A 12,458-nucleotide genomic window follows, 5' to 3' on the forward strand; every position below is an offset into this window, starting at 1 on the left:
CTGACACATGGCAAAGCGATTCACGTCCGGCCGGGTGCCGCCGAGCGGGATGGAACCGATGTTCGATACGTTGGCGCGCTGGCAGTGCTGGCTCGATGTGGAAGCGGCGCTGGCCCTTTCGGAATCGGACCTGGACCTGATTCCACCAGAAGCCGGCCCCGCCATTGCGCGCGGCTGTCAGCTGGACCGGCTGGATGTAGCTCGCATCGAAGCCGAAATGGAGCGAACCAGCCACCCGTTGATGCCGTTGATCGTCGAGCTCAGCCGCACCGTGGAGCCACCACACGGCGGATGGGTGCACTGGGGAGCCACCACCCAGAACATCACTCAGACGGGCGACACCTTGTTGCTGCGTCGCGCCTGCATCCTGATCCGGAAACAGCTGCTGAGCATCCTCGCCGCGCTCGCCGAACTCACCGACCGCAGCGCGGACATGCTCATGGCCGGCCGCACGCACGGGCAGCACGCTGTGCCGATCACTTTCGGATACAAGAGCGCCGCGTGGATCGACGAGTATCTGCGCCATCTCGAGCGGCTCGACCAGCTGGGGCCGCGACTGTTCGTCGCCCTGCTCGGTGGCGCCGCGGGAACCTCTGCGTCGCTGGGCGAGCAGGCCCCGCAGCTGCAGCGACTCATCGCCGACCGGCTGGGGCTGGGTCTGATGGCCGTTCCTTCCCGCAGCATCGGCGATCATCAGGCCGAACTGGTCACCGTGCTCGGGCTGGTCGCCGCCACCAGCGGAAAGATCGCCCGCGAGATCTATCAGCTGATGAAGACGGAGTACCAGGAGGCGGAGGAGCCGATCCCGGCCGGCACAGTGGGCAGCTCGACGATGCCGCACAAACGCAATCCGCAGCTGTGTCAGGACGTCATCGGTATCACCGCCGAGATTCGGGCATTGGCACCGCTGGCGCTCGAATCGGCAATGGGCGAGCATGAGGCCGACAACGCCTCGTCCCTGTTGTTCGAGACGCAGCGGCGTGCTTGTGAGCTGACCGCGGAATCATTGGCCCGCATCGAAGTCGTCGTCGCCGGACTGCGTCTGGATCGAGAACGCATGCGCCGCAATCTCGACCTGTCCGATGGGATGATCTTGTCCGAGGCGATCATGCTGCGGCTCGGTAGAACCCTTGGTCGGCAGACCGCACATGAGCTGGTCTATGACGCAGCACACACCGCGATAACCACCGACGTACAGTTCGCTGCCGCTCTTGCCGCGGATCCCCGCGTCGCCGGTAAGCTCGACGGCCAGGCCATCGAGACTTTGCTCGAGCCCGACGCGCACCTCGGGTTGGCTCCGGTCATCGCGCGCGAGCAGGTCGACCGCGCTCGTGCGGCGGTTGTTCGCTGCGCGGGAAGAGCACCGGCAACTGGACCGACCGCGCCGACGCGGAGAGGGGAGGCGGGTGCAACAGTTGACGAAGCAGCAGGATGAGACCCGATACGCGACCTTGCAGGACGTAGCAATCCTGGCAGGCGTGTCCCGGGCGACCGCGTCCCTGGTCGTCCGCGGCACCGGCCGGGTGTCGCAACGGACGCGTGACCGCGTCCAGCAGGCGATGGACGAACTCGGCTATATCTACAACCGAAGTGCTGCTTCGCTGCGAGCCGGTCGCAGCAATGTCATCGGCGTAGTGGTCACCACTGTGACGAATCCGTTCTTCGCCGAGGTGATCGTCGGGCTCGAAGAGCGGCTGGCCCGGCTAGGCTACGTGTCGTTGCTGGCGAACACCCTCAACGATGTCGACCGCCAGGCGCAGCTGGTCACTTTTCTCCAGGAGAGCAACGTCGCCGGTGTGGTGATGGTTCCGGCCTTCACGACCGATCCGCTTGCTCTCGAATCGTTTGCTGCCCGCGGGATCCCACTGCTGTTCTTGACCCGCGCCGCGGGTGAGGACCCTGATCTCTACTTGCACACCGATGACGTCGCTGATGGCGATTTGGCGGCAGATCATCTGTTCTGGCACGGCTGCCGCACTGTCGCCTATCTCGGCGGGCCGACGGATTCGGTTGCCCGGCGGGACCATCTCGCCGGAGCGCGGGCCGCGGCCGAACGCCATGGCCTCGCACTGGAGCGGCTCATCGACATCACTTCCCCGACAACCGCGCGCGGTGGTCTCGCGGCAGGGCGCCAACTGCTCGCGAACCAACCGGCGTTCGATGGCATCATCTGTCATAGCGACGACATCGCGCTGGGCGTCTATCGCGCGCTCCACGACGCCGGACGGGCCATGAGCACCCGAGTTATCAGCTTCGACGATGTCGGCCATGCCGAACTGATGGAGCCCCCGCTGACCACGATCCGCCGCCATCCGCTCGAGTTCGGCCGCCGTGCGGCCCAAATGCTCCACGATCGACTGACCGGCGATGTCACCGGGCCGGTGACCACTGTCGTCCCGTCCGAATTGACTGTCCGACGGTCCTGCGGTTGCTCCCCAGGTGCCCCCCGAGCGGACTGAGACGGGCGAAGATCGACAGGTAACCCGGCCGACTCGGCTCAGCGCAGTTTGGTTCGGCGCATGAGCCGCAGCGACATCAGGGTCATCTTCAGCTGCTTGTCGTAGGGCTGGCCCGCCCGTGCGGCGAGTACCTGCCGTTTGAGCACGCCGACGTTGACGGTGTCGGTGTATTTCAGCAGGCCCTGGTCACCGTGGCGGGTGCCGACGCCGGACTGCTTCACCCCGCCCGACGGCGTGGCCTTGGCGGCGTAGGTCGCGACGAAGCCGTCGTTGATGTTGATATTGCCCGCCTGCAGCTGGGCGGCGATCCGTTCGGCGTGCGCCGGATCGCGGCTCCACACGCTGGCGTTCAACCCGTAGTCGGTGGCATTGGCGAGCCGGACCGCCTCCTGCTCGTCGGAGAACGGATACACGGTGACGGCCGGGCCGAAGGTCTCCAGCGTCGCGTGGGTCATCTCCGGGGTCACGCCGGTCAGCACGGTGGCTTCGTAGAAGGCGGGACCGATGTCGGGGCGCGCTATACCGCCCACGTGCACGGTGGCGCCTTTGGCGCGGGCGTCTTCGACGTGGGCGGCGACCCGTTCGAGGTGCTGCGGGGAGACCAAGGAGCCGAACTCCGGTGTGTAGTCGTAGGCGGCGCCGATCTTGCCGTTCAATTCCGCGGCGGCCGCGACCAATCGGCGCAGGAACTCGTCATGGATGTCGCGATGCACGTAGATCCGTTCGATGTGCATGCACGCCTGCCCGGAGTTGGCGAACGCCGCGAACACCGCGCCGGGGATCACCTCGTCCAGGTTCGCGTCGGCGAGCACGATCATCGGGTTCTTGCCGCCGAGTTCCAGGCTGCATCCGATGAGGTTGCGTCCGGTCTGTTCGCCGACGATCCGGCCGGTGGCGGTGGAACCGGTGAACATGACGAAATCGACGCTGTCGATCAGGGTCGGCCCGATGTCGGGTCCCGCACCGCACACCACCTGGACCAGTCCGCGCGGCAGCCCGGCGCGGTGCAGCAGTTCGACGCCGAACAGCACGCACAACGCGGTCTTGTTGTCCGGCTTCAGTACGACGCCGTTGCCCGCCATGAGGGCGGGCATGGCGTCGGACAGGGCGATGGCGAAGGGGAAGTTCCATGGGGCGATCACCGCAACGAGGCCCTTGGGGCGATGCTCCTCGGTCGAGGTGGTCAGCAGCGGCATCGGACCGCCGCGCCGTTTCGGCCGCAGCACGCGGCGCGCGGTCTTCAGGTAGTGGCTGATCACCATCGGCACGTCGCAGGATTCCTCGACCGCCATGCGGCGGGTCTTGCCGCAGCCGATCTGGATGAGGTCGGCGATGGTCTCCACTTCGCGCAGGATCAGTTCATGCGCCCGCTCGAAAACGCGCAACCGCTCCCGCAGCGGCCGCGCGGCCCATTCGGTCTGCGCGGCACGGGCTTTCGCGCACGCGGCCAGCACGTCCTGCGGCGTCGACTGCGGCAGATCGCCGACCGGCGCGCCGGTGTAGACCTCCGTCATCGGGAACGGCGCCGCGCTACCGTCGGCGGCGATCAGGCCGGTCAGCCGCTCGATCAGCTCCCCGGTGATCCTGGCGGGCAGGGTGCCCGCCGCCTTCTCGGTGTGTGCTGTGCTCATCGGGTCTTCTCCATGACGTCGGGCATCGTCGCAGGTGCCGGGCCGGATACCGGACCTAAATTAGAACACGTTCCGGTTTTCGTCCATGGTATTCGCCCCGGCAGCGCATGCCTACCCGCCGGGACCGGAGATTTCGCTCAGTCGTCCGCGATGATCGACAAGGCTTGCGTCGGGCAGTAGCGGACCGCGCGCTCCACGTCGGCCCGCGATGACGAATCGGCGGTATGGACAATCTCCACCTTGCCGCGCTTGGGAACGTGGAACGCGTCCGGCGCCTCGTCCTGACACACCGCATGCCCCTGACACAGATCCAGATCGACAAGAACTCGCATCGTCAGCTTCCGTTCTCCCCGTCGGACGAGGCATCCAGCGGTCGCACCGGCGCCTCGGGTTGCACCTCGACCAAGACCAGATGCGCGCCCCGCGGCGTCGACACCACCGCGACCACCGCGGCGGCCAGGTCGCTCGCGCGCAACATGTACGGATGCCTGGCGAATCCCCAGGTCTTCCAGTCCTCCAGCAGTGGGCCGACGACCTCCGGGGTGGAATCCATGCCCATCCCGGTGAGGGCCGGGCCCGGCCGCACCAGCGAGGCGCGAATCCCGGTGCCCTCCAGCTCCCTCCGCATCTGCACGGCCATCGCCTCCAGGCCCGCCTTCGCGGCACTGTAGGCGCCGGTGCGCGGACGCGGCTCCGGCGCGCAGTCCGAGCTGATCAGCACGACGTCACCGCGTTGCCTGCGCAGCATGCCGGGCAGCACCCGGTGCACCAAGCGATGCGCGCCGCCGAGATGGACGTGCACCTGGCGCAGGAATCGTTCCGGATCCATCGCGTGCACCTGGCCGAACTCGATGTCGCCCGCGCTGGACACCAGGATCTCGGTGGGCCCCAAGGCGTCCTCGGCGGCACTCACGAACTCCTCGATCGAGTCCGGCTCGGTGACATCCAGCCGGTGCGCGAAGGCCTCGCCGCCGTTCGCGCGGATCTTGTCCGCCAGCTCGGCGCACTGCTCGACGCGCCGAGCACCGAGCGCGACCGGGTGGCCCAATTCGGCCAGCGTCGCGGCGGTGGCCGCGCCGATCCCGGAGGACGCGCCGGAGACGAGGGCGGGCCTGCGTAGCGGATGGGGTGCGAATCTGGGCACTATCGGTTCTCCACGGTGATGGGAAGGTGGGCGAAACCGCGCACGTTCGAGGAATGCACGCGCGCGATACCGGACTTCAGCACGCCGTAGGAGCGCACTCGGGACGCGAACTCGCGCAAGGCGACGCCCGCCTCCAGCCTGGCCAAATGCGCGCCGAGACAGAAGTGCACGCCCGCGCCGAAACTGGCCAACCCGGACTTGTCGGCACGATCGATGCGGAAGGTGTCGCCGTCATCGAAAACGTCGGGGTCGCGGTTGGCCGATCCGATCAGCAACAGCACCTTGGCGCCCGCCGGAATGGAACCGTCGTGATAGGCGAGATCCTCCGTCGCGGTACGCGCGATGATCTGGCTGGAGGTGTCGTAGCGCAGTGTCTCTTCGACCCAGTCGGAGACCAGATCCGGATCGGCGACCACCTTCGCGAACTCCCCGGGATTGCGCGCACCCCAATACAGTGCGTTACCCAGCAGCTTCGTCGTGGTCTCGTTCCCGGCCACCACCATCAAGAACAGGAACCCGATGATCTCCTCGTCGGACAACCGGTCACTGTCGATCTCGGCTTCCAGCAGCGCCGAAGTCAGATCCTCACGCGGCACACGTCGCCGCTCGGCCACCATCTCGGCGTAGTAGCTCAGTAGCTTCATCGATGCTTCGGCCGCGGCCGGCGGGATGTCGAGCACGCCGTCATCGCGGTGCACGACCAGGTCGGCCAGCCTGCGGATCTCCGTGCGGTCGGCCTCCGGCACGCCCATCAGCTCGGAGATCACGTCCATCGGCAGCTTGCCCGCGACCTGGTCGATCCAATCGAAGGTCTCGCCCGCCAGCGCCGGTTCCAAGTACGACAGCGTCAACTCCCGGATGCGGTCCTCCATCTCCGCGACCCGCTTCGGCGTGAAGCCTTTGTAGACCAGTCGCCGCATCCGCATATGCCGCGGATCGTCCATCGCCAGGAACGACATCACCCGATGCGCGTGCGGACCCCATGCCGCCGGATCCAACGACACGCCGTTCGCACTCGACAACCGCGCACTGTCGCGAAACGCTCCGGTCACGTCCGCGTGCCGAGACAGCGCCCAGAAATCCAGGTCCGGGTTGTGATACAGCGGGGCCTCCTGCCGCAGCCGCCGATATGTCGGATACGGGTCCTCGTGGAACTGGTAGTCGTACGGATCGAATGTCACGGGCTGCACCGCCGCCGTCACCTCACGCCCTCCTTATTCGGTAACAGGTTCCCGGGGCACGAAAGCATCGCTCCGGGCGCGGAGACAGATAGCTGGACATGTGTCTGGACACTACCATCGGCTCTGCCCTCCGACAATCCGTACCGAGCCGACCTTCAACTATCGAGCACCTTAGGCACGAAACCGACGAACGGCCGCAGATTCCACCCGTCGGCCGTAACCTCGGCGAGGATGATCAAGTTAGAACCTGTTATTGCAACTATTCGCCGCCCGAGACTATATTCCGTACACCTGTCCAGACAGTATCGGAGCAAGCCTATGAACAGCCTCCTGCCCGCCGACGGGTCGCGCCTGCTGATCGGCGGCAAGCTGGTCGAGGGCGCTGACGGAGTCTTCGCGACGGTGAACCCCGCGACCGAGGAGATCCTCGGCCGGGCCGCGAACGCGAACGCGGCCGATCTCGACGCGGCCATCGACGCCGCACGCACGGCGTTCGACCACACCGACTGGTCGCGCGATCACACTTTCCGGGCCCACTGCCTCGAACAGCTGCGCAGCGCGCTGCGATCACACGTCGAAGAACTGCGCGAGCTCACCATCGCCGAGGCGGGCGCACCGGCCATGCTCACCAGCGGGCCGCAGTTGGAAGGCCCGGTCGCTGACTTGGGCTACGCGGCCGGGCTCGCCCGAACCTATGCGTGGGAAACCGATTTGGGTATCGCCGAGCCGATGGGCATCAAGACGCACCGGGTGCTGCGCCGCGAGCCGATCGGCGTGGTCGGGGCGATCACGCCGTGGAACTTCCCGCACCAGATCAACTTCGCCAAACTGGGCCCCGCGCTCGCGGCGGGCAACACCGTGGTGCTCAAGCCCGCGCCGGACACCCCGTGGTGCGCGGCGGCGGTCGGGGCCATCATCGCCGAGGAGACCGACATCCCACCCGGCGTGGTGAACATCGTGACCTCTGCCGACCACGCGCTCGGCGCGCGGCTCACCGAGGACCCCCGCGTCGACATGATCAGCTTCACCGGCTCCACCGCCACCGGCCGCGCCGTCATGACCGGCGCCGCGACGACACTGAAGAAGGCGTTCCTGGAACTCGGCGGCAAGTCGGCGTTCATCGTGCTGGACGACGCCGATATCGCGGGAGCCTGCTCGGTAGCCGCGTTCTCGGTGTGCGTGCACGCCGGGCAGGGATGTGCGCTCACCACTCGCCTGCTGGTCCCGCGCGCCGCCTACGACCAGGCCGTGCAGGCCGCCGCGGCCACCCTCGGCGCGATCACGCCGGGCGACCCGGCCGACCCGCGCACGATCTGCGGCCCGCTGATCTCCGAACGCCAGCGCGCCAGGGTCGAACGCTATCTCGATATCGCCTGCGCCGAGGGCGGGCAGATCGTGGTCGGCGGCGGCCGGCCGCCACAACGCGAGCGCGGGTTCTTCCTCGAACCCACCTTGATCGCGGACGTCCCCAACACCGCGACGGTCGCCCGCGAGGAGATCTTCGGCCCGGTACTGGTGATCATTCCGCACGACGGCGACGAGGACGCCGTCCGCATCGCCAACGACTCCCCCTACGGCCTCTCCGGCTCGGTGTGGGGTACCGACACCGACCGCGTCCGGCGCGTCACCGAACGCGTGCGCACCGGGACCTTGAGCGTCAACGGCGGCGTCTGGTATTCCACCGACGCCCCGTTCGGCGGCTACAAACAATCCGGCATCGGCCGCGAAATGGGCGTCGCCGGATTCGAGGAGTACCTGGAAACCAAGCTGATCGCCACCGCCGGATGAACCGCAACCGCCGGACAACACAGAGGAGCTGAACTCCATGGCCCGTTTCACGGGAAGATCCGCCATCGTCACCGGCGCCGCCCAGGGGATCGGCGCGGCCTATGCGCAGGCGCTGGCCGCCGAGGGCGCGAGCGTCGTCGTCGCGGACAAGAACGCCGACGGTGGTGCGGCGGTGGTCGAGAAGATCGTCACCGACGGCGGCACCGCGGTGTTCGGACTCCTCGATGTGGCGGATCCGGAATCGGCCACCGCGCTGGCCGATTTCGCCGCCGCCGATTTCGCCGCCGCCGAGTTCGGCGGCATCGACCACTTGGTCAACAACGCCGCGATCTACGGCGAGATGAAGCTGAATCTGCTGCTCACCGTGCCGTGGGACTACTATAAGACGTTCATGAGCGTGAACATGGACGGCGCGCTGAACATGACCCGCGCTGTCTGGCCGCACATGTCCAAGCGCGGCGCCGGGTCGATCGTCAACCAATCGTCCACCGCCGCATGGCTGTATTCCAGCTTCTACGGCCTGGCGAAAGTCGGCGTCAACGGATTGACCCAACAGCTGGCGTTCGAACTCGGCGGATCCAACATCCGGATCAACGCCATCGCACCGGGCCCGATCGACACCGACGCGACCAAATCGGTCACCCCCGACGTGATCGTCGACGACATCGTCAAACGCCTGCCACTCGAGCGGATCGGTACTCCACAGGATCTCGTCGGCGCCTGCCTGTTCCTGCTGTCGGACGAGGCGAGCTGGGTCACCGGGCAGATCTTCAATGTCGACGGCGGACAGATCGTTCGGTCATGAGCGTCGGTTTTCTCGGCCTCGGCAATATGGGTGCGCCGATGGCCGAACGTCTTTCGAGCTGGCCGGGTGGGCTCGTGGTGTGCGATCTCCGCCCAGAGGCGGTCGCACGCTTCATCGAAGCCGGGGCCGCCGCGGCCTCCTCCCCCGCCGAGTTGGCCGAGCAGGCCGCGATCATCTCGATCACGGTCGTCAACGATGCGCAGGTCCGCGAGGTGGTCACCGGCCCCGACGGAGTGCTGCGGACCGCCGCGCCCGGAACCGTGGTGGCCGTGCACTCGACGATCGGCGACCGCACCGCCGAGGAACTCGCGGTGGTGTGCGCCGAACACGGCGTCGAACTCGTGGACGCGCCGGTCAGCGGAGGCGCACCCGGCGCTACCCGCGGCGCGCTCGCGGTCATGGTGGGCGGCAGCGCGGCGGCATTCGAGCGGGTGCGCGAACCGTTCGGGTGCTTCGCCGATCTGATCGTGCACGCCGGGCCGGTCGGCGCGGGAACGCGAATGAAGTTGGCGCGCAATCTTTTACACTTCATCTCCTTCGCCGCCGCCACCGAGGCGCAGCGGCTCGCCGAGGCGGCGGGCCTGGACATCACCGCGCTCGGCAAGGTGGTGCGGCATTCCGACGCGGTCACCGGCGGCCCCGGCGCCATCATGCTGCGCGATTCCACCGCGCCGATCGAGGACGGCGACTTCTGGCTGCCGATCCTGCGGCACGTGCGCGATCTCGGCGAGAAGGACCTCGGCCTGGCCCTGGAACTCGGCGAACGGCTCGGCACGGCACTGCCGCTGGCCGAACTCGCCATCGACCGGCTCGGCCCCGGACTCGGCGTCGGGGCGGGCACACCATCGGAAAGGCATCTTTCATGAGCGACAATGGTTCGGCCGACGCCGTGCGGCAGCGCGGACTGGCCAAGATGGCCGAGGTGTACGGCACCGAATTCCAGGAATACCCCGGCGCCCATTTCGCCGTCACCGCCGACCACCTCTTCGCCGACATCTGGTCGCGTCCCGGGCTCACCATTCGCGATCGCAGGCTGCTGCTGCTCGGCGCGCTGGCCGCGCAGGGCGCCATCGACACCGCGGGCATCCAGATCGGGGCCGCGCTGCGCAATTCCGAACTCACCGAAGAGCAGCTACACGAGATCGCGGTGTTCTTGTGCCATTACGTCGGTTGGCCGAACGGCACCAAACTCGACCTGCTGGTTGGCACGATTGTCGCGCAGCAGAAAAAGGCCGCACGCGACCGGTCCGATCGCGCCGAGCAGTGAAGGATCCGAAACATGTCTGATGCCACCAGCATTCGCCCGCTGCGCGCCAGCAGCGTCACGACGTGGGACCACCGAGCCGACGTGGTCGTCGCGGGCTACGGCATCGCCGGGGTGTGCGCGGCGATCGAGGCCGCGCGCGCGGGTGCCGATGTGCTGATCCTGGAACGCACCGGCGGTTGGGGTGGCGCGGCCGCGATGGCGGGCGGGTTCATCTACCTCGGCGGCGGTACACCGTTGCAGCAAGCCCTCGGCTTCGAGGACACGCCCGAGAACATGGAAACCTTCCTGCTCGCGGCGCTCGGTCCCGGCGTGGACAAGGCGAAGATCGCCGACTATTGCCGCGGCAGCGTGGAGCACTACAACTGGCTGGTCGCGTGCGGTGTGCCGTTCCGCGAGGCGTTCTGGGGCGAGCCGGGCTGGGAGCCGCCGCACGACGAGGGACTGATGTACTCCGGCGGCGAGAACGCCGCGCCCTTCAACATCATCGCGAAACCGGCTCCGCGCGGACATGTCCCGCGCATGGCCGACAAACGCACGGGGCAGAAGAGTGGCGGCTACATGCTGATGAAACCGCTGGCCGACACTGCGGAGGCGCTCGGAGTCACAGTCGAATACGACATGCGGATCGCACGGCTGATCGTCGACGAGGACGATCGCGTGGTCGGGGTGCTGGCCCGCCGCTACGGACAGGAGGTGGCGGTGCGCGCCGAGCGCGGTGTCGTCCTGGCCACCGGCAGCTTCGCCTACCACAAGGAGATGATCGAGCGGTACGCGCCGCGACTGATCGGCAGGCCCGCCGCCGCGATCGAGGAACACGACGGCATCGGCATCCGGCTCGCGCAGGCGCTCGGCGCGGAACTGGCCCACATGGACGCCACCGAGGTGGCGTTCTTCGGCGACCCGCAACTGCTGGCGCGCGGCATCCTGGTCAACGGACGCGGCCAGCGCTACATCCCGGAGGACACCTATCCCGGCCGGACCGGGCAGGCGACGCTGATCCAGCAGGACAACCAGGCGTATCTGGTGATCGACGAAGCCTCCTACGAGGCCGCGCTGGCCACCGAGACCTCGACGCCGTTCTTCCGTCAGCCACCGACCTGGGTGGCGGAGACGATCGCCGAACTGGAGGCCGAGATGGGCCTGCCCGGCCAGTCGTTGCAGTCGACGGTGGAGTGCTACAACCTGCACGCCGCCGACGGAAAAGACCCGCTGCTGGGCAAGAAACCGGAATGGGTACACCCGTTGCGCGGTCCGCTGGCGGCGTTCGATATGCGCGGCTTCACCGCGGGTTTCACTCTCGGCGGGCTGCGCACCGACCTCGATTCCCGGGTACTGCACGTTTCCGGCGAGCCGATCGCGGGACTGTTCGCCGCGGGCCGATGCACGTCCGGCCTCTGCGCGGGTGGCTATGTCAGCGGCGCGTCGCTGGGCGACGGCAGCTTCTACGGGCGGCGAGCGGGCACCGCCGCGGCCGAGAACTGAACCACTCGGTCCCGCCTAGTAGTATCCAGACACATGTCCGAACCCGATTCCGTCATGCTGGAGGCGACCCGCCGCAGGCTCTCCGGCAAGCAGGCCGACACCGTGGACAAGCTGACCCGCTCGGCAATGGAAGTGCTTGCGCGCGAAGGCTTCGCGGGCATGACCATCCGGATGGTCGCCGCCGCGGCCGGCGTCGGGACGGCCACCGCGTACACCTACTTCTCCTCCAAGGAGCACTTGGTCGCGGAGATCTTCTGGCGACGGCTGGTCGCTTCCCCCTCACCGGTCAGCGACGACCCGGATCCGAAGATCCGGGTGATCGCCGAGCTGCGCAATATCGCCATGCTGGTGGCCGACGAACAGGAGCTCTCCGGCGCGGTCACCAGCGCCCTGCTCGGCCGCGACCCCGACGTGGAGCACCTGCGCGGACGCATCGGGGCCGAGATCCGCAAGCGCATCATCCGCGCGCTGGGCCCGGATCCGGATCCGGACGTGGTCGAATCGCTGGAGTTGCTCTACGCGGGCGCGCTGGTGCGGGCGGGCATGGGCTATGGCTCGTATTCCGAGATCGCCGACCGGATCGAGATCTCCGCGCAGCTCATTCTGCGCTAGCGCGGACCGAGACTTCATCCGGGTTCGCCGAAACCGAACCCTCCGCGCGCGCTTGCTCGTATCTTTGCCGTAGTCGGTGCAGATCGGAG

The 12,458-nt window shown here is 67.7% G+C and carries 12 protein-coding genes; 8 read left to right on the forward strand and 4 right to left on the reverse strand.

Annotated elements, in window-relative coordinates; genetic code table 11:
* Window positions 1-7 precede the first annotated feature (7 nt).
* Both AB0M45_RS05750 and AB0M45_RS05755 read left to right on the forward strand, forming a co-directional pair.
* Window positions 8-1,435: an adenylosuccinate lyase family protein gene (locus AB0M45_RS05750; protein ID WP_364323320.1), complete on the forward strand. Its 1,428-nt coding sequence runs from the start codon at window positions 8-10 to the stop codon at window positions 1,433-1,435.
* Entirely contained in the window at window positions 1,407-2,459 is a 1,053-nt protein-coding gene (locus AB0M45_RS05755) for a LacI family DNA-binding transcriptional regulator (RefSeq protein ID WP_364323322.1), read from the forward strand. Before AB0M45_RS05750 ends, AB0M45_RS05755 begins: the two co-directional genes overlap by 29 nt.
* 38 nt (window positions 2,460-2,497) lie before the next feature.
* Here the strand turns inward: AB0M45_RS05755 and AB0M45_RS05760 are convergent, their stop codons facing one another.
* From AB0M45_RS05760 to AB0M45_RS05775, 4 genes are all read right to left on the reverse strand, one after another.
* Entirely contained in the window at window positions 2,498-4,090 is a 1,593-nt protein-coding gene (locus AB0M45_RS05760) for a succinic semialdehyde dehydrogenase (RefSeq protein WP_364323324.1), read from the reverse strand.
* Window positions 4,091-4,227: 137 nt separating this feature from the next.
* Window positions 4,228-4,422 carry a ferredoxin gene (locus tag AB0M45_RS05765; protein ID WP_364323326.1) on the reverse strand — a complete coding sequence of 65 codons (195 nt, stop codon included), beginning with the start codon at window positions 4,420-4,422 and terminating at the stop codon, window positions 4,228-4,230.
* Window positions 4,423-4,424: 2 nt separating this feature from the next.
* The gene (locus AB0M45_RS05770; RefSeq protein WP_364323328.1) at window positions 4,425-5,234 is read right to left on the reverse strand and encodes an SDR family oxidoreductase; all 810 of its coding nucleotides are present in this window, start codon (window positions 5,232-5,234) and stop codon (window positions 4,425-4,427) included.
* On the reverse strand, window positions 5,234-6,415 hold the full coding sequence (locus AB0M45_RS05775; protein ID WP_364323330.1) for a cytochrome P450: 1,182 nt from the start codon (window positions 6,413-6,415) through the stop codon (window positions 5,234-5,236). The genes AB0M45_RS05770 and AB0M45_RS05775 overlap by 1 nt, the downstream gene beginning before the upstream one ends.
* 318 nt (window positions 6,416-6,733) lie before the next feature.
* Here AB0M45_RS05775 and AB0M45_RS05780 point away from each other — a divergent pair, with 318 nt between their 5' ends.
* Genes AB0M45_RS05780 through AB0M45_RS05805 form a run of 6 tightly spaced genes read left to right on the forward strand, consistent with a single transcriptional unit; the run spans window position 6,734 to window position 12,369 of the window.
* Window positions 6,734-8,203: an aldehyde dehydrogenase gene (locus tag AB0M45_RS05780; protein ID WP_364323332.1), complete on the forward strand. Its 1,470-nt coding sequence runs from the start codon at window positions 6,734-6,736 to the stop codon at window positions 8,201-8,203.
* A 37-nt stretch (window positions 8,204-8,240) separates the two neighbouring features.
* A complete protein-coding gene (locus AB0M45_RS05785; protein WP_364323334.1) occupies window positions 8,241-9,008 on the forward strand; it encodes an SDR family oxidoreductase in 768 nt (255 codons plus the stop codon).
* Window positions 9,005-9,874, forward strand: coding sequence for an NAD(P)-dependent oxidoreductase (locus tag AB0M45_RS05790; RefSeq protein ID WP_364323336.1), 870 nt, complete (start codon window positions 9,005-9,007; stop codon window positions 9,872-9,874). The genes AB0M45_RS05785 and AB0M45_RS05790 overlap by 4 nt, the downstream gene beginning before the upstream one ends.
* Window positions 9,871-10,275, forward strand: coding sequence for a carboxymuconolactone decarboxylase family protein (locus tag AB0M45_RS05795; RefSeq protein ID WP_364323338.1), 405 nt, complete (start codon window positions 9,871-9,873; stop codon window positions 10,273-10,275). The genes AB0M45_RS05790 and AB0M45_RS05795 overlap by 4 nt, the downstream gene beginning before the upstream one ends.
* Window positions 10,276-10,287: 12 nt before the next feature.
* Window positions 10,288-11,757: an FAD-dependent oxidoreductase gene (locus AB0M45_RS05800; protein WP_364323340.1), complete on the forward strand. Its 1,470-nt coding sequence runs from the start codon at window positions 10,288-10,290 to the stop codon at window positions 11,755-11,757.
* 33 nt (window positions 11,758-11,790) lie between these two features.
* Entirely contained in the window at window positions 11,791-12,369 is a 579-nt protein-coding gene (locus AB0M45_RS05805) for a TetR family transcriptional regulator (protein WP_364323342.1), read from the forward strand.
* The last annotated feature ends 89 nt before the right edge of the window (window positions 12,370-12,458 follow it).

It is taken from the genome of Nocardia sp. NPDC051787 (assembly GCF_040681325.1).
GTDB lineage: Bacteria > Actinomycetota > Actinomycetes > Mycobacteriales > Mycobacteriaceae > Nocardia.